The sequence below is a fragment of the Microcoleus sp. PH2017_05_CCC_O_A genome (assembly GCF_020738785.1).
Lineage (GTDB): Bacteria > Cyanobacteriota > Cyanobacteriia > Cyanobacteriales > Microcoleaceae > Microcoleus.
The window spans coordinates 18,260-43,157 of record NZ_JAEQCB010000027.1 but is presented as its reverse complement, the minus strand read 5'-3'; the positions used below and the strand labels follow the sequence as shown (position 1 = coordinate 43,157).

12 protein-coding genes and 1 tRNA gene are annotated in these 24,898 nt (G+C 45.4%); 8 read left to right on the top strand and 5 right to left on the bottom strand.

Annotation, left to right across the window (positions count from 1 at the left end; all coding sequences use genetic code 11):
- Positions 1–56: 56 nt before the first annotated feature.
- Both JGK20_RS08490 and JGK20_RS08485 read right to left on the bottom strand, forming a co-directional pair.
- Positions 57–4,952 carry a DUF4347 domain-containing protein gene (locus JGK20_RS08490; protein WP_293230056.1) on the bottom strand — a complete coding sequence of 1,632 codons (4,896 nt, stop codon included), beginning with the start codon at positions 4,950–4,952 and terminating at the stop codon, positions 57–59.
- Positions 4,953–5,432: 480 nt separating this feature from the next.
- The gene (locus JGK20_RS08485; RefSeq protein WP_293230053.1) at positions 5,433–8,666 is read right to left on the bottom strand and encodes a hybrid sensor histidine kinase/response regulator; all 3,234 of its coding nucleotides are present in this window, start codon (positions 8,664–8,666) and stop codon (positions 5,433–5,435) included.
- A 306-nt stretch (positions 8,667–8,972) separates the two neighbouring features.
- On the opposite strand from JGK20_RS08485, the gene JGK20_RS08480 reads away from it, so the two are divergent.
- The 4 genes from JGK20_RS08480 (at position 8,973) to kaiC (ending at position 12,522) form a co-directional block, all read left to right on the top strand.
- Positions 8,973–10,028 carry a circadian clock protein KaiA gene (locus JGK20_RS08480; RefSeq protein ID WP_366034548.1) on the top strand — a complete coding sequence of 352 codons (1,056 nt, stop codon included), beginning with the start codon at positions 8,973–8,975 and terminating at the stop codon, positions 10,026–10,028.
- Positions 10,029–10,258: 230 nt separating this feature from the next.
- Positions 10,259–10,402 carry a hypothetical protein gene (locus JGK20_RS08475; RefSeq protein ID WP_293189783.1) on the top strand — a complete coding sequence of 48 codons (144 nt, stop codon included), beginning with the start codon at positions 10,259–10,261 and terminating at the stop codon, positions 10,400–10,402.
- Between the two features lie 99 nt (positions 10,403–10,501).
- Positions 10,502–10,816 (top strand): circadian clock protein KaiB, encoded by a 315-nt coding sequence (gene kaiB, locus JGK20_RS08470; RefSeq protein ID WP_265233654.1) that lies wholly within the window; start codon positions 10,502–10,504, stop codon positions 10,814–10,816.
- Between the two features lie 143 nt (positions 10,817–10,959).
- Positions 10,960–12,522 carry a circadian clock protein KaiC gene (kaiC, locus tag JGK20_RS08465; RefSeq protein WP_293175649.1) on the top strand — a complete coding sequence of 521 codons (1,563 nt, stop codon included), beginning with the start codon at positions 10,960–10,962 and terminating at the stop codon, positions 12,520–12,522.
- 273 nt (positions 12,523–12,795) lie between these two features.
- On the opposite strand, the gene JGK20_RS08460 is transcribed toward kaiC, so the two are convergent.
- Positions 12,796–12,868 (bottom strand) — tRNA-Arg (locus tag JGK20_RS08460).
- A gap of 367 nt (positions 12,869–13,235) precedes the next feature.
- Here JGK20_RS08460 and JGK20_RS08455 point away from each other — a divergent pair.
- The 4 genes from JGK20_RS08455 (at position 13,236) to JGK20_RS08440 (ending at position 20,652) form a co-directional block, all read left to right on the top strand.
- Entirely contained in the window at positions 13,236–16,100 is a 2,865-nt protein-coding gene (locus JGK20_RS08455; protein WP_293204496.1) for a hybrid sensor histidine kinase/response regulator, read from the top strand.
- A complete protein-coding gene (locus JGK20_RS08450) occupies positions 16,093–17,529 on the top strand; it encodes a response regulator (protein WP_293175653.1) in 1,437 nt (478 codons plus the stop codon). Before JGK20_RS08455 ends, JGK20_RS08450 begins: the two co-directional genes overlap by 8 nt.
- A gap of 124 nt (positions 17,530–17,653) precedes the next feature.
- Positions 17,654–18,049, top strand: a complete 396-nt coding sequence (locus JGK20_RS08445; protein ID WP_293175655.1) for a response regulator — start codon at positions 17,654–17,656, stop codon at positions 18,047–18,049.
- The gene (locus JGK20_RS08440) at positions 18,046–20,652 is read left to right on the top strand and encodes a PAS domain S-box protein (protein WP_293189780.1); all 2,607 of its coding nucleotides are present in this window, start codon (positions 18,046–18,048) and stop codon (positions 20,650–20,652) included. The genes JGK20_RS08445 and JGK20_RS08440 overlap by 4 nt, the downstream gene beginning before the upstream one ends.
- A gap of 355 nt (positions 20,653–21,007) precedes the next feature.
- On the opposite strand, the gene JGK20_RS08435 is transcribed toward JGK20_RS08440, so the two are convergent.
- Positions 21,008–22,096, bottom strand: a complete 1,089-nt coding sequence (locus JGK20_RS08435) for a response regulator (RefSeq protein ID WP_293175659.1) — start codon at positions 22,094–22,096, stop codon at positions 21,008–21,010.
- A 505-nt stretch (positions 22,097–22,601) separates the two neighbouring features.
- Positions 22,602–24,101 (bottom strand): ATP-binding protein, encoded by a 1,500-nt coding sequence (locus tag JGK20_RS08430; RefSeq protein WP_293175663.1) that lies wholly within the window; start codon positions 24,099–24,101, stop codon positions 22,602–22,604.
- Positions 24,102–24,898: the final 797 nt, after the last annotated feature.

Sequence of the window (24,898 nt, the reverse complement as noted above, 5' to 3'; positions counted from 1 at the left end):
AATGGTTTCTCGATCGCCTATGATAACCCATAATTCTCCAAATAAGCCTTGCAGGACTAGATTATATTAAGGGCGATCGCACTAGCTTGCACCCCTAAAATAGTTGCCAAAGGTTCGCCACTGCTCAAACTAATAAAAGTTGCGCCTTCTCGTTGAGTAATCCTCAGCATATCAAACGTCAATCCCGGTGCTAATGCCAACTTGTCCTCACCCACAGTAAAGTCGCCAATTGTATCGAATCCGCCATTGGAAACTAACACAAATACATCGTTACCTGTACCTCCCCAAAGATTGTCATTACCCAAATCGCCGCTCAAGGTATCGTTACCGCTGCAACCGATGAGAGTGTCGCTATTTTCGCCTCCGTAAATACAGTCATTTCCGGCACTACCATCTAACAGATCGTTATTTTCATCGCCCCTCAATAAATCGTTACCTTCTCCACCGCAAACAGTATCGTCGCCCATGTTACCTAACAGCGAATCTTCACCTTGACTGCCGAGAATTAGATCGTTATCTTTGCCACCAAGCAAGCTGTCATTTCCTTGGTCGCCCTCGATAAAATCATCACCTTCACAGCCGTTAATTAAATCGCTTTGCTCGCCGCCGTTAATTGAATCACTGCCGAGATTTCCATATATTGAATCTTGACCTTCATTGCCGAGGATAAAGTCTTGATTTTTGCCGCCAAAAAGCAGGTCGTCTCCTTGATTGCCATCGATAAAATCATTGTCTTCATTGCCGTTAAAAGTGTCGTTTGCTTCACCGCCGATTAAGTTGTCATCGCCTGTTTCCGCTGCAAATAAATTGGGATTTATGCTGCCAAAAAAAGCATCATTTCCGGCAGTACCAAACTGAATTTCGCTACCGCCGTTGCTGTTGATAATATTATCGGCACTATGGGGTTTATTGAGATCCGGGCGATCGATAAGATCGCAAATACAGTCATTGAAAGTGCGATCGGCTGGAGTCGGCGTTGGTGCCGGAGTTTGCGTATCAATCGGTGTTGGCGTTGGTGTCGGCGTCGGCGTATCAGTCGGAGTTGGAGTTGGCGTTGGTGTCGGCGTATCAGTCGGTGTAGGTGTTGGCGTCGGTGTAGGTGTTGGCGTCGAAGTTGGCGTCGGTGTAGGTGTTGGCGTCGGAGTTGGATTGGGAGTTGGCGTTGGATTGGGAGTTGGAGTTGGATTGGGAGTTGGCGTTGGATTGGGAGTTGGATTTGGAGTCGGAGTTGGAGTTGGATTGGGAGTTGGATTGGGAGTCGGAGTTGGATTTGGAGTCGGAGTTGGAGTTGGAGTTGGCGTCGGAGTTGGAGTTGGCGTTGGCGTTGGATTGGGAGTTGGAGTTGGATTGGGAGTCGGAGTTGGAGTTGGAGTCGGAGTTGGATTGGGAGTCGGAGTTGGATTGGGAGTCGGAGTTGGATTGGGAGTCGGAGTTGGATTGGGAGTCGGAGTTGGAGTTGGATTGGGAGTTGGAGTTGCAACATTCACAGCGAAAGTTCCCAAAACCCTTGTCGCCGCTAAATTGCCAGCAGTATCGCTTACCTGGTTTGCTTGCAACTGCACGCTGTAAGTGCCGTTGTCCGCGCTGTCCCAAGTACCGCCTGGAGGTACAATTTGATAAATTGCAGCGCGAGGCGTACCGTCTCCAGCAGGTGCAAAACTTACCAGGGTTCCCGATTGACTGAAACCGCTGGCATTCGTGACGAGGATGTCGCTGCTGTCGAGAGTTGAGGAAGATATCGCACTTGCATCGCCATATGTCACAGTTAAAGTTTGACTGCTACCGCCGGCTGTCGCGATCGCACCAACCGGAGTCAAACTGGCAGTAGGAGGAGTTTTGTCGATCGCGTAAATCGGCCCTGTAAAATTGCCATTTCCCGCACCCGTAGCGCCTAGCGGCAAATTTGCAGCATTTTTGATGCTGTCGTCATCGACGAGATTTAATCCTAAAATGCCGTCGCCAGTGCCGGTGTTGACTGTTACTGTGTAGGTATTGCCGCTACCTGTTAAAGATGCGATCGCACTTCCTGTTACCCCCGTCCCCGTCACCGCAAAATCTGTGGCGTCAACTCCGGTAACGTTTTCGTTGAATGTTACCGTATAGTTAACAGTCGTAGCATTCGTTGGATTAGGTGTGGTACGGGCGATCGAACTAACCGTCGGAATATTGGCAACAGTACCGCTAATCGTAAAGTCAAACGGGTTTTGACTGATAACATTGTTCGGAAACGAAAGCGTATTGCTGGTATTGCTGACACCGGGAAATGTCAGTGCAAAGGTTGTCGATGCACCAGGGGCGAGAGTTGTCGCACCTAAATTGCTGGTCAAACTGAAGCCAGCAGGAGCGATTAAAGGCTTTAGAACTACATTAGCTGCACCCGTATTCGTGACAGTAAAAGTTTTAGTAATCGGAGTGCCGACAGGAGTAATGCCAAAATTAACACTGCCAGTGTTATCGGGAATATTGACACCATTTTCCGAGACATTAATAATCGGTGGTGGCAACTCAAATGCACCGATATCGACAGTAGCATTTTGAATTCGCGGAAAACCCGTCCCGCGTTGGTCGGTAGTAATTACTGTGGGAATGTTAGCATTATTTCCAGTGTCGATCGCAGGACTGCTGGAAATCAGTGCGTGAGTTAAAGGCGAATTAGTTGGCGCGTTATTCAGGGCTAAAGTTGGATTGAGAACTTGATTAATATTGGTAATGCCGAGGGTAGCGAAAGATTTGTCAGTACCTGCGGTATTGAAACCGGTGCTGCCTGTAAGATTGCCAATTAAATTATTTTTATTGCCGTTAAAAGTGCCATTGACATCGGGGTTTGTTGTAGCGGTGTTGCCAGCGACGATCGTGTTGTTGACATTTGTGGTAGGAGTAGGGCCGGAAGGAAAATTAGAAACTCCGCCACCGTTGCCTGCTGTGACTTGATTGAGCGCAATTGTATTGTTAGTTAGGGTTGCAACTCCCCAATTAGAAATTCCTCCACCAAAGTTACTCGCTGTGTTGCCGGAGATAGTGCTATTAGTTACAGTAAGACTGCCTCCAGGGAAGGAAATGTCACCGCCAAAGTTGGCAATCCCACCGCCATTTCCTCCTGCACCAAATGTGCTGTTAGCTGTGTTGCCGGAGATAGTGCTGTTGGTTACGGTGAGAGTTCCGCTAACCTCGTTGTAAACACCGCCTCCAATACCTGCCGTGTTGTTGGAGATAGTTGAACCCGTCAAGCTGACATTTCCTATAACAGCGATCGCCCCTCCCAAACCCGCATTTTCACTGCTGTTATTATTGGCTATGTTGCCAGAGAAACTGCTGTTAGTTACCGTTACTGTACCTCTCGTAAAAATAGCGCCACCTGAACCCAAATTAGCCAAGCCATTATTAGCTGTGCTGCCAATGCCACCAGCACCGCCTGTTGCTAAGTTGTTAGTGAAGGTGCTGTCAATGATGGTAAGACTGCCTGAGCTTTGATAAAAAATCGCACCTCCTAGTCCCCTGCCGCCGCCACCGCCACCTCCAGCACCATCACCGCCCCAGCCTATTGGAGCGGCCCTACTAATAGTAATACCACCGCCACCACCATCTCCTCCTAAATCACTGTAGCCACGCCTGCCAATAAAGCCACCGTTGCTACCACCAGCACCACCACCGCCCCCACCGAAGTTTGGGAACGGAATAGAGAAAAAGCTATTACCGCCGTCACCGATGCTGCCGCCTCCACCATTGCCACCGCCAAAACCACCGATCGCACCATTACTCGGGTTAAAGTTAGGGCTACCACCGCCACCACCACCACCTGCGCCGTTACCGCCATCAGTACCTGGACTTAAAACGCCACCAGTACCCGCAGCACCCCCAAGCAAACCGCCACCACCCCCGTTACCGCCGTTGGCCGTACCGTTTGCACCATTGCCCGCTAAACCGCCTCCTCCGCCTCCACCAGTTGCACCGCCGTCACCGCCATTGCCAAACATTCCCCCGCCACCACCGCCTGCATTGACCCCTGTAATGCCGTTGCCGCCATTACCGCCGATCGCCCTATTGCCATCAAATATCACTCGATTAAACGTGACATTTCCATTCAGAATAAAAACACCGCCTCCTAATCCCGCACCTCCACCTCCACCCGTAAAACCGTTACCGCCATTGCCACCTTTAGCCAATCCGTTGATAATTTTCAGATTAGTAAAATTAACAGTAGGAGTAGTCAGCGTCGGAGGTTGAGCGACATCGTTCCCGATCCAAAAAACTCGCCTAGTATTGTTACCGCTAACTCCGAAACCGTTGCCAATAAAATTTAAATTTTTAGTAATAATTGGCAGGTCAGCATTGAGAGTAATGTTGTTGAGTAAAGTTATTGTATCGCTGTCAATAGAAGTGTTAATTGCATTAGCAAGAGTGACAGTATCTGTGACATTAAAGTTAGGCAAGACACTTTTGTAAGCTGCCATTACTCCAATTTGAAAGGCTAAAGGTGTTTCAATATTTCCAGTTGCTTTTTCTAAGATCCAGTCGCCGCCTAATTCTGCATTGCCGGTTAAGTCGTCGGAAGCGGCAACATCTGCGCCTGTGATTTCGCTTAATTTTGAGATGAACTTATTGCCTTGTTCTCCTTGAGCAACTTCGCAACCGTAGAGGAGAATGTCAGGTGTGGAATTTGAAATTGATGGCGAGAACCACTGTTTTAAAGATTTTTGATAGCTATCGAGATTGTCTGATTTTAGTTGTGTTGAACCTAATAACAAACTTCCCGGTTCGCCGTGGGAGATGATGTGAACGGCTTTGATATCGGTACGGTTTTTCAGTGCGGTGGCAATTTGTTCTATTCCGTCCGTTTCGGGGTTGAGTACAATTACTTCTGTTCCCGGTTTGACGCTGGCGGCGAGAGTTGAGAAATCTTCTACTCTGGAATCAATGACGGCGAGTTCCGAAATTTTAGGTGTACTCGTCATAGATTTCGCTCCAATTGTTTATTTATTTCTGGTTTGATGATAGACAACACGGCAACTCTGGACACGGCAATGCCGTTTCTCTACCACAAAATAATCGTAGCTTGCGGGGCGGAACGTCATCGCCCAATCAAAAGATATAACCATCGCCCGATTAATTGTAGGGACACTCCAAGAGCCCATTGGTGTCAACTCAAGGCTGAAACCCTTGAGAAATCTGGGTTTTATGCCAAGTCTAGATCCCCCTAAATCCCCCTTAAGAAGGGGGACTTTGAGTAACTTCTTGTCCCCCCCGACCTAAGGGGGGCTAGGGGGGATCTAAGTTTAATGGTCAAACAGCGATCTGTGACTGGGTTTGAGCTTAAGTTGACACCAATGGGCATTGCCGTGTCCTGATGGTTCGACTTTTATAGTAAATAAGTCATTGTAGGCGAATCAATCAGTAATTGCCAAGATAATTAGGTTAATTGTTATGAACCTCTTCTACCCCTGAATGCTCTGTTGAATTTTGTCTAACAATTGTGCTGCTGACAAGGAAGAAGGCAAAATTTTGGCAGATACTTCTTGCAGCAGAAAGTCGATCGCCTCCGATTCCGAATTTACAGCAGAGCGATCGTCCCAGACTAAAATTGGCAGTTTGACAGCCATTTGCCGCAGGTTCGATAGCGCTTGCAGCATCGCGGACGATTCTGAGGGAGTATCGCGCAAGCACAGCAACACTAAGTCCACACTTTGATATTGCAATTGCTGCAAAACTTCTGTCCAGCAGGGAGCGATCGCCCCTCGAAAGCCGGCCGTTTGGATGTACTGAATCAAAGCTTGAAAGTTGGGAGTAGAAAACTTGGCATGGGGTACGGGAATCTCGGCTTTGGTCGATCGATCGCCCTTTGCCAATTCTCCCGTCGGATTCCCCCGAGTCGTGCAGTGCAAGTCCGGTAATGTCAAAATGTCAGCAAATAAAATGCTGGGCTTCCAACTCATGCCCGCAGCTACTTGAATCACTTGCCACAAGGCAGATGCCCTCAACCCGTTGCCTGAGGTTTCACTGCCTTCAGGACTCCCGCCTGACAAACAGGGAAATACCGACAATCCTTTGACTTGATTTGCTAGTTGCGTCGTTACGGGGTCTAAAGTCACTAAGGGCAGAGAACCCAAATTTCGAGACAGACTTAACTGTTCGATAAAAGCTAAGGGGTTTTGCAGTTGGCTCGTACTGTCCAAGACGATCGCATCGGGCCGCCAAATTCGCGCCACGAGTTCTGCTTGGCCGAGGTCGTCTGCTTCCAAAACTCGGCAGTAGTTGGGGTTAAGGAGTAAAGCAGAACCTTGAGAAGAACTGTTTTGCGGGCTGAGCCACAACACGGTTAAAGAACTCCTGACCTTGCTCGTACTGGCATCGGGGCGACCGATCGAGTCTGCCAACAGCCGCCGTAAAGCGGCTTCTTCCACCGGCAAGCTCAAAAAGCCTTCGGCGCGGTTGACAGAAGCCCGTTCTTTTTCGCCTCTGGTGGCTGTGACGATCGCCGGAATCGATCGAGTATCCGGATCGCTCTTCAGCAGCGTCAGCACGTCCCAGCCGGACAGCAGCGGCAGCAGCGGGTTGAGGAAAATCGCTTCGGGACTGAACCTGCGAGCTTTTTCCAGCGCTTCGGTGCCGGAACGGGCGACTATTACTTGGTAGCCCAAACCAGAGAGGACTTTGCTTAAATCTTCGATATATTTAGGAACTGCTTCGACTATTAACACTAAACGAGAGCGAGAATTGGCGATCGGAATCTGATATTTTGGTTTGAATAATTCTTCCTCGTTCCCTGTATGTGCTGGGAATTCTTCCCCGCTATTTCCCGGAGGATTTGGGGGCAGCAACAATGTAAATTCAGAGCCTTGGTTTTCTGAGGAAATAAACGAAACGTCTCCGCCGTGGAGACGGGCGAGCCGTTGAGTCAGTACCAGTCCCAGTCCGGTTCCTTGAAAGCGCCTGGTGAGCGGGCTTTCAAGCTGTTGAAATTTCTGAAAGATCAGGTGCTGTTTGTCAGCCGGGATGCCGATGCCGGTATCCCAAACTGTGAAGGCGAGCCAACCTTCCCAAACATTTACTTTCAATCCTATTTTGCCGCCAGCTTCGGTGAATTTTAGGGCGTTGGAAAGCAAGTTAACGAGCATTTGCCGCAGCCTTAGTTCGTCGGCAATTAAATAGCTCAGTCCCGGCTCTATTTCGAGTGTAAATTCAATTTTTACAGGTGGTTCTTCTTGAGAAGCTTCGCCCTTGGTTTGGCTGGGCTGGGAAGGTGATTTTTCTTCTTGCTGTTGCAGTTGTTTTGCTTGTTCAAAGGCTCTTTTGCAGGTGGCTGCTATTTCGACTGGTTCGGGAATTAGTTCTAGCTGCCCGGTTTCCATGCGGGTCAAGTCTAAAATGTCGTTCACTATTGTCATCAAATGCCGCCCGCTTTGATGGATTAGTTTGGCGTAGCGTGTTTGGCGATCGTTGAGTTCTCCGATCAATTTATCTTTGAGGAGGCTGGACAAACCGAGGACGGCGGTGAGAGGGGTTTTTAGTTCGTGGCTGATGCAGGACAAAAATTCGTCTTTTAGTCGGTTGAGGTGGATTAAATCTGCGTTTTTTGCTGCTAGTTCTTTGGCGACTAAATGTTCTTCGGTGACATCTTGTCCCATTACTAAAATTAGTTGATTTGAGAGAGGCTGTTTGACAAATTGCCAGATCCGTTCTTGACCTGTTTGTACGGGACAATCACAAATATATGTATCTGGTTTGCCGGCGGTGGGACACCAAGCTGGAGCGGTTAAGGTAGATGGAGAGGCGGCGGCGTACAGGGGTAGCGGACAACTGGTGGCTGCGGTTCCATCACGCGCGGCGAAGCTATCCCGCAGCCCCTCGCCCGATCGACTTGCTCCTACTAGGCTCCTGCACTCAGATGTGACGGCATCTACTTCAACGCTCTTGTATTCTGTTGCTACATGGCTTGGTTTGTGGGGCGAGTGTTTGCCCAAATTTGCTGTTGGTTCGGGAACTGGATCTGGGCCAGCTCCCAGCAAAATCCGCCACGCTGCGTTTTGGCTGACTATTTGGCCGGTGGGAGTTTGCAATCTCAGGGGTAGGGGCAGTTTTTCTAGGAGTTGGACTAGGGAGTTGAGGTTTTCCGAGGGTTTCAATCCTGCTTCTAGGAAGCGCACTTGAGATCCTAGGGCTGTGGCGATGGCTGCGGAAACCGTGGTTAATTCAATTTCTTTGACTGCTGTGGCTTCGGGCCTCAGGCTGCTGTTAACTGCGGCGAATTGCAGCAGGCTCTGACACTCTAGCATTCCTAAAAATTTCCCGCTGGCATCTGTCAGGCCGATCGGGCTTTTGGAGCCACCACCGGCGCTAAGGCCAGACTCCGCAGGGGTGTTAAGTTCCTCTATTTGCAAATATTCCCAGAATTCGCTGACGCTCAGAGTCCCAGGGATTACCCGGATCGGCTCGATCGGCAGCGAACTTGCTGACAAAGGTTGCTCCCAGTCGTTTGTGCGATCGATCGCCCAGACCCAAAAGCGGCTCAGGTAAACTAATCCTAGGGGTTGTAGCTGTTCGTTGACTACTGCAATTCGATCGCAGTTGCCCTGGCTGAAAATTGACTGTAGCGATGATAGCGCCGCCGTTTGGAGGCACAGGGGCACTAGCTCGATAAAATTGTTGAGACTGGGGCTGGTGGTTGACATAACAAACCTGAGAGTCTGCTATCAATAGCAGTAATATTTTTGATACCAATGTAGCTGCCGATCTTTTGTATCTTATTTAGTTTTATACCAGTTCTCGATCGAGCCCCGGATCTGCACCGAGACCTACGAATTTGATGCCTGCACCTGATTTGAGGCAACTACCAATTATTTTAAGCCTTAAGCTTAATTGCAGAAATCAGGATAGGGGTGCTTGACACATCTGCCAATAAGTACACTCTGACGATCCCGCTGCTAAAAGCCGATCGCCATATTTTGCAGTTAAGATTGGTTACAATAAATGTTTAAATGATTGTTAAAATGTTAAGTATTTTATTATATAAGGAGATATCAACTCTGAGCGATCCAGCACTTTCGGGCAACTTGGGTAGTTCACCTAGAGGTTTGCTGCCCCAACTGTCGATCGGTATTTTTATCCGCTCTGAAAAAAATGCCAGCGATGCGATCGAGCTTTTGAGCGGGGAACGCTATACGTTAACGCACATTAAATCGGCGGTGGAGTTTTTGGGATTCCTCAAGCACAATTACCACCTCGATTGTTTGGTTTTTGACGTAGATGACGTAGATAGGGATTTGCAATTGCTTTTGAGCAAGCTGCAAGAACGATCGCTCTTTTTACCTGCTGTGTTTTTTTTGCCCCAGCCGGCAGGGGATGGCAGCCAAGAAGCACCACCCTCAGATGCTTTGGAGGGCGCGGCGAGTACCGCCGAGAAGAGTCAAGATCAAAAAAGTTGTGCTTTTTTTTATCACCCGGCTGAGGTGCAACTACCAATCGCGAGATCGAGCGACCTAGGTACAAGTATCGATCGGGCGATCGCACAATTTCTGAAACTTTCAACTCCGGTTCCTGTCAATGACCAATCCGCAAGGGTCGATGCCACGGCCCAATTGACTGCTCAAAGTTTACTCCAACGACAGCAGCGCCGACTTGCGGAAAAATTACGGGAGCGATTAGGATACTTAGGTGTGTATTATAAAAGAAATTCTCAGATTTTTTTACGAAATCTTTCGGGAGAAGAGAAGCAAAAGTTTTTGGAGCAACTCAAGTCAAGTTATCGCGACATCGTTTTAAATTATTTTGATGAAGATACTGCGGTCAACAATCAAATAGATGAATTTGTAAATTTAGCTTTTTTTGCCGATGTTCCCGTGACTCAAGTTGTAGAAATTCACATGGAATTGATGGACGAATTTGCTAAACAGCTAAAATTAGAAGGCCGCAGCGAGGAAATATTGCTCGATTACCGCTTGACTCTGATTGACGCGATCGCTCATCTATGCGAGATGTACAGGCGATCGATTCCCAAAGAAACATCTCAAGTTCAGTTGACAGTTGACAGTTGACAGTTGACAGTTGACAGTTGTCACGAAGGAAGAAGGAAGAAGGAAGAAGCAAGAAGGAAGAAGGAAGAGTTGACAGTTGACAGTTGACAATTAAAAATCTTCAATCCCCAATCGAAAATCCAAAATCCAAAATCCTAAATCGTTTGACAGTTGACAGTTGACAGCTTGCCCCCCAAGTGCAGTCGAAGGGATGAGGGCGACATCTACCTGGAAGTCCGAGGATTCGAGTAATGAATAGTCTGATTTTAATTTCTCCCTACAAGGGTTCCGGCTTTCAACCAATTCTTTCTGGCAAAAGCAAGAAGCAAAAAGCAAGAAGCAAGGAAAAATTTAACAAACTAGAAAGGAGAAGACAGTCGGCAGCGCGATCGTGACGCTGAAATTATTATAAAATAACAAAGAACAGCGGATTCAAGACCAATAACAACTACAACTAACATCTGACAACTAACACTCAACATTTAAAAAAGTTCATGAGTCCTCTGAAGAAAACCTACATTCTGAAGCTGTACGTTGCCGGGAACACTCCCAACTCAGTGCGAGCTTTGAAAACCCTAAAAGACATCCTAGAACAGGAATTTCAAGGAGTCTACGCCCTGAAAGTCATAGACGTTCTCAAAAATCCTCAGCTAGCAGAAGAGGACAAAATTCTAGCAACCCCCACCCTGGCGAAAATCCTGCCGCCGCCGGTGCGAAAAATTATCGGCGATTTGTCCGATCGTGAGAAAGTTCTGATAGGATTAGATTTGCTCTATGAAGAACTTCGCGAAGAAGACCTGAATTCATAAGATAATCAGAAGACAGTCATTGATCCGCAGTCAGCAGTCATTAGTTATTGAGCAAGAACCCAAATTACAAGCTGGGTATAAAGACTCATGGGCTGGGTTAATGAGTGAGAAATAAAGAATACTGAGAGTTGACAAAAATCGACATGAATGAAATTAGTCAAACGGTGCAACCAGAAGGATTGGTAACGGCAGGCGTTGAAAAGATTCGCACGATGATTGAGGGTTTCGATGACATCAGTCACGGCGGAATGCCGATCGGCAGAACCACCCTAGTCAGCGGCACGTCAGGAACGGGAAAAACTTTATTTGCCGTACAATTTATATATAACGGAATCATCCATTTTGACGAACCTGGAGTCCTCGTAACTTTTGAAGAATCTCCGACAGATATTATTAAAAATGCTTGCAGTTTCGGTTGGGATTTGGCACGGCTAATAGATGAAGGCAAGCTATTTATTTTAGATGCTTCCCCCGATCCAGAAGGTCAGGATATTGTGGGAAACTTTGATTTATCTGCTTTAATCGAGCGAATTCAGTACGCCATTCGCAAGTACAAAGCCAAGCGCGTTTCTATAGATTCAGTAACAGCCGTATTTCAGCAGTACGAAGCTGCATCTGTGGTGCGCCGAGAAATCTTTCGCTTAGTTGCGCGCCTCAAACAAGTAGGCGCAACTACAGTTATGACTACCGAACGGGTTGAAGAATACGGCCCGGTGGCGCGGTTTGGAGTGGAAGAGTTTGTGTCGGATAATGTCGTGATTGTTCGCAACGTCTTGGAAGGCGAACGCCGCCGCCGCACCATCGAAATTTTGAAGTTGCGCGGTACAACTCACATGAAGGGTGAATATCCTTTTACTATGACCAATGATGGTATTAATATTTTCCCCTTGGGGGCCATGCGATTAACTCAAAAGTCTTCTAACGTGCGGGTTTCTTCCGGCGATAAAACTCTCGACGAGATGTGCGGCGGCGGTTTCTTTAAAGACTCGATTATTTTGGCTACCGGTGCGACGGGAACCGGCAAAACGCTGTTGGTAAGCAAGTTCTTGCAGAATGCTTGTATGAACGGCAATCGGGCACTACTTTTTGCCTATGAAGAGTCGCGAGCTCAGTTGTTCCGCAATGCTTATTCTTGGGGCATTGATTTTGAGGAAATGGAACACAAAGGACTGCTGAAGCTGCTGTGTACTTACCCCGAATCTGCGGGCTTGGAAGACCACTTGCAGACGATTAAATCAGAAATTGCTGAGTTCAAACCTTCTCGAATTGCCATAGACTCGCTTTCAGCCCTAGCTAGGGGTGTCAGCAATAATGCTTTCAGACAATTTGTGATTGGGGTGACTGGTTTTGCGAAGCAGGAAGAAATCACCGGCTTTTTTACGAATACCAGCGACCAGTTTATGGGTTCTCATTCGATTACGGACTCCCATATTTCTACAATTACTGACACGATTATCATGCTTCAGTATGTAGAGATTCGAGGCGAAATGTCGCGGGCAATTAATGTGTTTAAGATGCGCGGTTCGTGGCACGACAAAGGAATTCGAGAATACACGATTACTGAAAGAGGCCCACAAATTAAAGATTCGTTCCGTGGCTACGAACGGATAATCAGCGGTTCTCCAACTCGGATTTCGGTTAATGAGAAGAGTGAGTTATCGCGGATTCTCCAGGGCGTGCAAGGTCAAAACGATGACGATATTTGACAATCGGCAGTCTGTTGTAGGGTGTGCGGTGCGCGCTGCTGTGTTCTGAAATCGCCCGCACAGCCAGAACTCCTTTACCAGAAATAATTGATTGAAAGCCCCAAGCCCGGGAGAAATTAAAATCAGACTATTCATTACTCCAATCCTCATCCTTCTGGGTAGAGGTCGCTCTCCAACTGTCAACTGTCAACTGTCAACTGTCAACTGTCAACTGTTGAACATTGGTCATAAAAAAGATCGATCGCGAACGATCGATCTTTTTATTAATTTCAGTGAGCACGGAGGGATTTGAACCCCCGACCCTCAGGACCGGAACCTGATGCTCTATCCACTGAGCTACGTGCCCTCGACTTTTTCGAGTATAACACGTCTTGTCGAAAATGGCTAGTCGATCGAGCAAATTCGATCGACCCTCTCCAAACCGCTGGGCCGATGCGGGTTCTACTCGCCCGCGCGTATCGTGTATCAGGCACTTCTCGCAGCCTGAGACGGCAAATTTTGACAATTATCCTCAAAATAATAGGACAATGGGTAAAATAATATACTTTAATCTAAGCAAAGATTAGGCTCACATTCGATCGCGGTTCAGCGTCTACCACAGCTAATACAGCCCGCATCAATTTCCTCTAGCTAGTAGGTAGTAGATGGCGCTGCTGTTAAGATAAGCTCTCCAAGAACGGTTCTAGGCTAAGTTCACCAAACCTCTGAATCTTATGATTGATAAAATGTTAGATAAATTATCGCTGAGAACTGTTCTCATAGTTCCATTTGTGCTGCAAATCGTCGCAGCCGTGGGACTCGTAGGATATCTCTCCTTTAGAAACGGACAAAAAGCAGTTAATAATCTTGCCACTCAGTTAATGAGCGAGGTGAGTTTGCGTGTCGAGCAAAACCTGCAAGTTTACCTGACTACTCCCCATCAAATCAATCAAAGCAAGCTCGATACTGTCAAACTGGGCTTGTTAAACATGGAAAATTTATCAGATTGGGAGAAATATCTTTGGCGACAAGTACAATTATATCCTTATATAAATTTTACATCTATTGCTAACAACAAGGGAGACTATAGAACCGGAGAAAAACTCTCAACTGGCCCTCTCATGATTAATATGTCAGGCAAATCTACTGGCTTTGATTTTTATTCATACAATACTAACAATACAGGCGATCGCACTACCGTAGCAGCAATGGTCAAAAAATTTGACATCCGCGAACATCCTTCGTACCAAAATGCAGCTAATGTCGGCAAACCAACTTGGAGCTCAGTTTATATTTCGTTTCTTGAACCAACATTAATACTCAGCGCACTCCAACCTGTATACGATAACAACCAGCTAGAAGGAGTATTAATTGCTGCTTTGCGTCTCGACCATATTGGAATATTTTTAAACAGTCTCAAGATCGGCAAATCCGGTCAAGCATTTATTGTCGAAAGAAATGGTACGTTACTCGCAACTTCAACAGCCGAACAACCATTCCGTACCAAAGATAATAAAAAAGAACTGTTTAAAGCAGAAGAGAGTGTTGACCCCTCGACTCAAGCTACAGCTAAATATGTAGCAGCTCGTTTTCGGGAATTAAAGGAAATTAAAACTTCCTATATCTTAAATTTTGAAATAGACGGCAAGCGACAATTTGTAAAAGTCCTACCTTTCCAAGACGGCAAAGGTTTGGACTGGCTGATTGTGGTAGTTGTTCCTGAAGCAGATTTCACCGAACAAATCGATGCCAATACTCGCATGACAATTTGGCTTTGTTTGGCAGCTTTAGCCATAGCTGTAGTTATCGGCATTCAGACTTCTCGGTGGGTGACAAATCCAATTTTGCGCTTAAATACAGCAGCTAAAAATATTGCTAAAGGCGAATGGGACACCACAGTAGAAAGCGAACGTTCCGACGAATTGGGAGAATTAGCCAAGTCATTTAACAGCATGGCTCAACAACTGCAACAATCTTTTGCAACTTTAGAACACCGAGTGCAAGAGCGGACTGCCGAATTGGCTGTAGCCAAGGACAAGGCGGAAGTAGCCAATCAAGCTAAAAGTGCCTTTCTGGCTAACATGAGTCACGAATTGCGATCGCCCCTCAATGCAATTCTCGGCTTTTCCCAACTGATGACTCGCAGCCAAACCCTATCCCGAGAACACCAAGAAAATCTTAGCATAATTAGCAGCAGCGGAGAACACCTGCTCACCCTGATTAATAACGTGCTCGATTTATCTAAAATTGAATCGGGGCGCACCACCCTCAATCCCAAAAAATTCGACCTCTATCGCCTGCTACACGACTTGGACGATATGTTTCAACTCAAAGCAGACGACAAGCATTTGCAGTTAGTTTTCGATCGCAGTCCCGACTTACCGCAATACGTAGAAACTGACGAGTTAAAATTGCGGCAAATATTAATTAATTTGCTAAATAACGCTCTTAAATTCACAGAATATGGCGGTGTTTGTGTCAGAGCTAGCAAGCATTTAATCAGCCAAGACCGAGAGAAAAAATCAGTAAATAATCTTGTATCAAAAACCTACAAAAATACAGGAATTGAGGTCAGTAATAACATTAAATCTCCACATTTAACTTTGTCAGAAAATGCGAGTTATAAAAGCCACAATGACGGTTCAACTTCTGCCTCATCCTTCTTTATTCATTTTGAAGTCGAAGATACTGGCCCAGGTATTGCTGCCAATGAATTAGACAATCTTTTTGAAGCTTTCGTGCAAACCCAGACAGGCAAAGATTCCCAAGAAGGTACAGGCTTGGGATTGCCAATCAGCCGCAAATTTGTGGAATTAATGGGTGGCGAAATCAGCGTCAATTCTGCTGTTGGGAAGGGCACTAATTTTCAGTTTGATATTCAAGTTATTGCGGTGGAGGCGGCTGATATTTCTATCCCAAAACAAACTCGCAATGTGATTGCCTTGGAACCCAACCAACACCCCTATCGAATTTTGATAGTAGATGATAAACTGCTCAACCGCCAACTGTTGATTAAGCTTCTCAATCCTCTGGGTTTTGAACTGAAAGAAGCTACTAACGGTCAAGAAGCTATTGAGATTTGGGACAATTGGGAGCCGCATTTAATTTGGATGGACATGAGAATGCCCGTGATGGACGGCTACGAAGCAACACAATACATTAAAGGCACTATTAAAGGTCAAGCTACTGCTATTATTGCGCTGACTGCGAGCGTTTTGGAGGAAGAACGGGCTGTAATTTTGTCGGCGGGCTGCGATGCTTTTATGCGGAAACCTTTCCGGGAAGCCGATATTTTCGATGCTATGCACAAACATATCGGAGTACGCTATATTTATGAAGATCCGGGGCAAGCTAACTCATCGGCAGTCAAAGAGCGCGATCGCGAAATGACTGCGGCTGACTTCCTTAAATTGCCTGAGTCGCTGGTAGCTGATTTAAAGCTGGCCATACTAAAAGTGGATATGGATTTCATTGAGAGTTCGATCGACCAAATTAGATTAAAGGATACAGTAACTGCTGCTGCGATCGCCAATTGTATAGAAAATTTCGAGTACGACAAAGTTTTAAAGTTAATCTCTCAAGCAAGCTCACATGAATAATGACATTCCTAGTACCCCTCCCGGTAATATTTTAGTAGTGGACGATACCCCAGCGAATTTGCGACTGCTAGCCGGAATTTTGAATGGCAAGGGCTATAAAGTCCGCCCCGTACCGAGCGGCGAGTTAGCACTTTCGGCCGCACAAGGTATGCCTCCCGATTTGATTTTGCTGGATATTATGATGCCCGAAATGAACGGGTATGAAGTTTGCGAAAAAATCAAAGCTGATGAACGCACTCGCGACATTCCGGTGATTTTTATCAGCGCGATAAATGACGTACTAGATAAGGTTAAAGCTTTTGCTGTAGGCGGAGTAGATTATATTACCAAACCCTTTCAGATGGAAGAGGTGCTAGTTAGAGTAGAAACCCATTTAGCAATGTGCCAGTTGCAAAAAAAACTCAAACAGAAAAACGATGAACTGACAATCACTTTAGAGCAACTGCAAGCAACTCAGGAGCAATTAGTTCAATCGGAAAAAATGGCTGCCTTAGGGCAACTGATTGCAGGCATTGCTCACGAAATTAATACGCCGCTAGGGGCGATTCGATCGTCTATTGGGAATATTACCGGCTTTTTGGATAACAATCTCGACAGTTTGCCAGTTTTTTTTAAAGAACTGTCTGCCGAACGCCAGCATGATTTTTTGAGTTTAATGTACAGTTCCCGCCAACAAACTTACTCTTTATCTACGCGAGAAAAACGGGAATTTAAAAGAGGCGTGAAGCAGCAACTAGATGCGGAAGGGATTGATAATGCTGACAGCCTTGCTAGCATTTTAGTCAATATCGGATTGCAAGGAAATGTGCAAGAATTCGTGCCGTTGCTCAAAGACCCTGACAGCGAAAATATTATCAAAACCGCCTACGATTTTGCTAGTATTCAAAAAAGCGCCAGAACCATCGCTACCGCTACAGAACGCGCTGCAAAAGTCGTTTTTGCTCTCAAAAATTATGCGCGTTACGATGTGCATGGGGATAAACTAGAAGTGAATATCACTGATGGAATTGAAACTGTATTAACTCTTTATCAGAACCAGCTAAAACAAGGTGTAGAAATCGTCAGAAACTATCAAGCTCAATTGCCTCCGGTATTGTGTTATCCAGACGAACTCAATCAAGTTTGGACAAATTTAATTCACAATGCCTTACAAGCGATGGACAATCAAGGAACTTTAACAATTGACGCCTTGCAGCAAGATACCAACTTTGCCGTAAAAATTACCGACAGTGGCGCTGGAATTTCACCGGAGATTTTGCCGAAAATTTTTGAGCCGTTTTTTACGACCAAACCAGCGGGAGAAGGCAGCGGATTAGGATTGGATATTGTCAAAAAAATCATTAAAAAACATCAGGGTACAATTGATGTGGAGTCAGTGCCCGGTCAAACTGCATTTACAGTGTCTTTGCCGATTAATTTAATTGAGTAGGTAAAACACCAGACTGAAATCTGGGGCTAAAAATTTGCAGTCTAGGCGCGCGGAATGTAGAATTTGGAAAACGGCGTGCTGCCCATCCGGGTTCACCCTGCCAGACGAAAGGAGGAAACTAGCGATGTCTAAACCAGCAATTTTGTGTGTTGACGATGAAGTAGCGGTGTTGGAAAGTCTGGAAATTGAACTGCAACAGGCATTTAAGGGTAAATATCTTTGCGAATTTGCTGAAAGTGCTGCCGAAGCACTGGAGATTATTGAAGAGCTGTGTGAAGATGAGGTTAACATTCTAGTTATTGTCTCTGATTGGTTGATGCCTGGAATGAAAGGAGATGAGTTGCTGATTAAAATTCATCAAAAATATCCGCAGATTGTGACAGTTATGCTGACAGGACAAGCGGACAAAGAAGCAATTGAACGCACAAAATCTCAAGCCAATCTTCATGCTTTTATACAAAAACCTTGGCAAAATCAAGAATTAATTGAAGCGATTAAGTCTGGTCTAGCAAAGTTATGAAAAAACCTGTGATTATTTGTGTGGATGATGAGCAGACTATACTCGATAGTCTGGAAATAGACCTGCTAAAAGCCTTTGAAGATAAATATTTAATTGAAACTGCCCAAAGCGGCGAAGAAGCTTTGGAATTGCTGTCTGAACTTTTAGCAGAACAGTATGAAGTTCCTTTGATTATTTCCGATCATATCATGCCGAATATGAAAGGAGACGAGCTATTGAGAAGCGTTCATGCCATCTCGCCGAGAACTCTCAAGATTATGCTGACGGGGCAGGCTAATTTGGAGGCGGTAGCCAATGCTATTAATTATGCTAAATTGTACCGATACATACCTAAGCCTTGGCAAACCGATGATTTAAAATTAACTGTTACTGAGGCAATCTACAGATATTTTCAAGATAAACAATTAGCTGAAAAACAAATAGAACTTCAGGAAATGAATCAGGAGTTGGCAAGATTAAACCGCAAGCAGGCGATGCTGATTGCTAAACTCCACGAAAACGAAAGTCGGTTGACGCAATACCTGGAAGCGATGCCGTTGGGCGTGTGCGTGCTTGATGCGAACGGTCAATCTTTTTATGCTAATCAAAAGGCGCGGGATGTATTTGGGAAAGGCACTGTACCCCATATTAATTCGGAGCAGAAAGCAGCAATTTATCAATTCTATAAAGCCGGAACTAATCAGAGATGTCCTGTGGAAGAATTGCCAATTATGCAGGCGCTGCGGGGCGAAAGTGTGCGGACTGAGGGTGTGGAAATTCGGACTGGTAATAAGGTTATTCCGGTGGAGAGTTGGGCGACTCCTATTTATGATTCTCTCGGGGATATTTGCTACGGGATTATTGCTTTTACTGATATTACGGAACGCAAGCAAGCTGAAGCAGCGCTGGTGCAAGCTGAAGAGAAGTATCGCCGGATATTTGAAAATGCTCTCGAAGGTATTTTTCAGACTGCACCTGACGGAACTTTGATTAGCGCTAATCCTGCTCTCGCTCAAATTTACGGCTATGATTCCCCTGAAGAATTGATGGCAAGTGTTAATGAGATTCAGCGGCAATTGTACGTGCAACCGCACCGCCGTCAAGAGTTTTTTGCGTTGATGGAACAGTACGGTACTGTGTCTGAGTTTGAGTCGGAAGTTTACCGCCGAGATGGCAGTATTATCTGGATTTCTGAGGATGCACGTACTGTTTTTGATGCTAGGGGTGAACTGCTTTACTACCAGGGTTTTGCTGAGGATATTACTTTGCGAAGACTTGTAGATGCGGAACGCCTGAAGTTTACGAATGATTTGGAAAAAGCTTTGATAGCTGAAGAAAAGTTCAATGAAGCACTGTTAGAAAGCGAAAATCGGCTGACTCAATTGCTGGAAGCGGTGCCGGTGGGTATATTTGTGGTTGATGGTATTGGGAAACCTTGTTACATGAATTCTTGGGCTGAGAAAATACTTGGCAAAGGCTTGGTTTCTGATGTTATTCCTAGCACTTTGCCGGAAGTTTATCAAACTTACTGCGCCGGAACTAATGAGCTGTATCCAAGCGAGAGACAACCGATTGTGCGGGCGCTGGGGGGGGAAGTGGTGCACTCTGATGATGCAGAAATTCACCGCCCGGAGAGGATTGTGCCGATCGAGATTTGGGCGACTCCAATCTACGACGAACGGAAAAACATTGTTTACGCGATCGCAGTTTTTCAAGATATCACAGAGCGTCAAGAGGTAGAAACCGAGCGCCGCAACTTCACAGATGAGCTGCAAAAGGCTTTAGCAGCGGAAGAAAAATTAACAGATGCTTACGGGCGGTTTGTGCCGCACCAATTTCTACACTTTCTGGGATATGAAAGTATTCTGGATGTAAAATTAGGCGATCAGGTGCAGAAAGAAATGTCGGTGTTGTTTTCAGATATTCGGAATTTCACGGCTCTTTCAGAACAGATGAGTCCTGAAGAAAATTTTCAATTTATTAATGCTTATTTGTCGCGGATGGAGCCTGCAATTACTGAAAATTTTGGGTTTATTGATAAATACATTGGCGATGCAATTATGGCGCTGTTTAATGGCAGTGCGGACGATGCGGTGAAAGCTGGAATTGCCATGCTACAGCAGCTTAACGAGTATAATATGAGTCGCAGTCGGCCCGATCGCGCGCCGCTACAAATTGGCATTGGCATCAATACGGGTTCTTTGATGTTAGGCACGGTGGGGGGGCAAAATCGGATGGATAGCACGGTGATTAGCGATGCGGTTAATTTAGCTTCTCGCGTGGAAAGTTTGACGAAAGAGTATGGAGTTTCGATGTTAATTACTCACAATACTTTTGTACAGTTAAATGATGTTTATGATTTTAGGTTGATCGATCGCGTTACAGTCAAAGGCAAATCGCGCATGGTAACGGTTTATGAAATATTTACGGCCGATCCGCCCGAGTTGCGGCAGAAAAAGTTAGATACAAAGACAATGTTTGAGCAAGGTTTGGTTTTCTACAATAGTGACAAATTTCTCGAAGCTACAAGATTGTTTTCGGCGTGCTTGCAAGTCAATCCTGGGGATAAGGTAGCTCAAATTTATATGCACCGATGTGTGAAACGGGCGATCGCTCCTGCATAAGCTTTGTTTGCCCGAGAGATTGTCTGTTATGTTCGAGAGGGGGAGAGGGGAAGAATGGGGAGCATATCATTTTTATAAAAAGCATTTTTTCTTTGAGTGCGAGCACGCAAGAGTTCGCGTATTGTACAATACGCGAGCTCTTGCGTGCTCGCACTATAAATACAAAACTGAGATGCTCCCGGGAGAGGGGGAGATGGGTATTCTAGATTTAAATATGCAATTTTAATCTAGAATACCATAATTCTGGTTTACTTTTTCCCAAAATAATGTAACTTTAGGGAAGATCCCAACCCCGATTTAGTAAATCATCCCCAAGTCTAAAATCTAAAATATAAAATCTAAAATCTAAAATTGTTTAGATTGGCAGGGAAACGGAAACTATTGTTTCTTGCTGTGGCAAACTTTCTATTTTAAATTTTCCTCCGTGCAATTCTGCTAGGCGTTGAACAATGGCCAAGCCCAATCCCAAACCTGGTTGTTGGTAAAGTTTGCGATCGAACTGCCTGTAAGCTTCTAGCTGTGCAATCTGATCGGGAGTCATGCCGCGGCCTTGGTCTTTGACAGACAGAATAAAAGTCTCATTTTCCACGAAAGTGCTTAATAAAACTGGCGTTCCTTCTAAAGAAAATTTGAAGGCATTGTCCAGCAGTTCCTCAACAATTTTTGTAAGTCTCATAGAATCAATAGCTACCGACGCATCCTGCAAATTTAATTTTAAATCATCTGTTCTATTCACCTGTTTCGCTTGCTGGAGCGCTTTTTGAGTGAGCAAAGATTGTACGCAGCTAAATTGGCTACAGCGCATTTCTTTTAGCAGTTCGGGATTTGTGCCTGCTATCTCAAGTTCTGCATACAGCAAAAAGTTCTGAATCAGCCGATATAAGCGATGACCTGAAGTGTTAATTTGACCGATCATTTCTAAGATGTCTGAATCCTCGAACACCTGATATTCTGACAAAATTAACTCGGAAAAGCCCAGAATAGCATTCAAAGGAGTCCGCAATTCGTGGGGGAGCGACATACTAATATTAATGCGTAATTCGTCTAGGGTTTTTTGAGATTGCTTGCTAATTGTTTTCTGTTTATCAAGTCGAATAGCAATTGCTTTTAGCAGTTCTTGTGGCGTACAAGGTTTAGTAATGTAATCGTCTGCTCCCATTTCCATGCCAGTGCGAATGTCACTTTTATCGGCTTTGGCTGTGAGGAAAATAAACGGAATTGTGGCAGTTATGGGGTCGGAACGCAAAGCTTTGAGGACGCCGTGACCGTCAATTTCCGGCATCATCATGTCGCACAAAATTAAATCGGGGATTTGTGCGATCGCCAATTTGATACCGACTTTACCGTCGTTCGCTCCAATGCCTTCAAAATTCTCGGCTTCCAGTAACTCTAAAATGTTTTCTCTAATCGATTCTTCGTCTTCTATTACTAAAATCTTTGCCACGGTTATTGCTCCTTTTCGTTAGTAGTTGTTGCAAAAAATCTGTGTGAGGATACTTGACAAATTTGTTTGTTTGTGTTGTTAACTGAGCGTTAAGTGGCGGATACTTATAGTTGATAATTTAGTCGTGAAGCTGTACTGCATTTAAATTGTATAACCTTTATCCAAAAAATGATGTATGTCTGGTAATGGGTAATTGGTAATGGGTAATTGGTAATCGATAGTTTCTTTCCTATAAGCTTTCGGGAGCATCTCAGTTCTGTATTTGTAGTGCTGTCGGGAGCTCGCACTGTAAAAAAAATGCTTTTTCCAAAACTGAGATGCTTCCAAGCTTTCTGAGGTTAAACTCCGGTAAAGAGGCTCTGGGCGCGTGTGTGTTATCAATCCGACGATCGTAGCAGAATGTGACATACCTCGTCTTTATGAGAACCGCTATATATTTGAATGAACTATTAACATTAATCAACTCGTCTTCCCCTCTCGCACTCTCTCTCTCTGGCGCAGCAGCTTATTGGCTAGCACAAATTAAAGGTAAGGTAATAGTGAAAGTTGTGCTTTTTCCTTCTTGACTCTCGATCGCCAGTTTGCCGCCGTGAAGTTCCACGGCTCTTTTCACAATTGCTAAACCGAGACCTGTTCCTGAAATAGTGCCGACATTTGTAGCTCGGTAAAAAGTTTCTAAGATCCGCTCTATATCGGTTTGGGGAATCCCGATGCCCTGGTCTTGAACCTGGAAAACAGCTTTGCCGTTTTGACAATTTAGTCTCAAGGAAACTGAACTGCCGGCGGGGGAATATTTGATGGCATTTGAGAGGACGTTTCCCAACATTTGCCGCAGCAGTTTTTCATCCATTTGAGCGTCGCAGTTGCCGCCTTCATGTATAAAGGCGATCGGATGTTGGTTGCTATCGTTGAGCTGCTGTTCTTCTACGAGTTGACGGCAAAATTTTTCGAGGTTTAAGGAAATCGGTTGAAATGGTAAGGTGTTTGCTTCTATTTTGCCAATTACGAGGATATCTTCTAATAACTCTGTCATGCGTTTGATGGCTAGTTGAATCCGCACAAAATGAGTAGATTTTTTTTCTTCTGACCACTTAGCGCTGTAATCTTGGAGCAATCCAGCGGAAAATTGGATGGTTGTCAGGGGGGTGCGGAATTCGTGGGAAACCATGGTGACAAATTTGGCTCGCAGTTCGGAAAGTTCTTTTTCTCGTGCGAGGGCTTTGAGAATTTCAGCTTCTGCGCGTTTGCGATCGCTAATGTCGCGGGCTTCAGCAATGAGTAGCAAAACTTGTCCTGTCTCATTTTTAACAGGTTTGAGTGAGAAATCAACTGTGACAATTTGGCCGTTTTTGCCTACCAAGTCGATTTCGCTGCGGAAAAACTCGCCGCGGCTGGCTTTGGCGATCGCAAATTGCAGTTGTTCGGAAAAATTTCGGGTTTGAGGCCAAATCACCATTTGCCAAATCGGGCGGCCGACTATATCTTGCGATCGCACTCCGGCAAAATCGAGGGCTGTCTCGTTGACTTCCAGCACGACTCCTTCGGGAGTCAGCAGCTTGGTGAGTTGAAACGAAGAGTCAAAAATCGCCCGAAAACGTCGCTCGCTTTCCCGCAGCATTTGGAATGTTTGCGATCGTTCGATCGCGTAGCGGATAGTCCGCACTAATAATGGAGTAGTAATTTGACCTTTAACAATGTAATCTTGAGCTCCCAAGCGAACTGATTCCAGGGCGATCGCCTCATCGTCCAAGCCTGTCATTACCACCATTGCTGTATCGGGAGCAACTTCTCGCAGGCGAGTTAGGGTTTCCAAACCGCGGCTGTCGGGTAAAGAAAGGTCGAGCAATACTATATCAAAGTGTTGTTTGGACAGTTGGGCGATCGCCTCATGCAGGAACTCAACAGACACGAGTTCCCACTGAACGCCCCCAGATACTTCTAAAAGTTCTGCAAGCAAATCAGCATCAGCGGGATTGTCTTCTATTAACAGAATCTTAATCCACATAGCTTAGAGGTTTTTGGCTGTAACATTTTCACGGCGTATCAATCTCAGCTTAAACTTTTTTTCTTGACCCTGCCATTTGCAACTTGAAAATTATTATTTGGTAACACTTCCAAACCACTTTATTTAGCCAAATTCAAGTCAAGCATAATGCAATCAAGACGGGGTACGCCCACTACAAACTTTCTGGCTGGAAAAAAATCCTTGCTGACCGAAGAGCGAAACGCAAGCCCCGGGCTAACGACACGGATCCAAGTCGGTAGCGGTTTCAACCGCCTTCAATATTTCTTTACATACATCAATCAATACGAAGGACAGTTTTAGATCTGATCGAGTATCTCAAACCCTTGATGGCTATAGGGCTGACTATTTTTTCAATCTTTAAGTCTAGCCCGCTCGTTTCAAAAAATCATTAAAAATGCCAGGGCTTAGTCTGTAACGCTTACAGAGTCGTTAAAAAACTGTCCGAACTATCGATCAATGAAACATATCGAAAATTGATGTTATGATTAAGAAGATTGAGTAGGAATAACCATCTACGTGTTGAAACAACCTAGTACGGTGCAATCCCGGCAACGGACATATCCGACTTGATTCGGAATAGTTAAAGGGCAAACAAAAGGCTGGTTGTTGAGCGTACCGTAACTTTTGGCTAGTGATGGACTCTGAAAGCAAAAAAAACTAAAGTATACGCAATGCTTGAAGAAATTCAAGTTGAGCGAGTAGCGGCGAATTGATAGCGCCTTTGTAGATCCGATTATGGTTTCTTCAAGAATCCCCTCGCCTTTAGGCATGGGGAG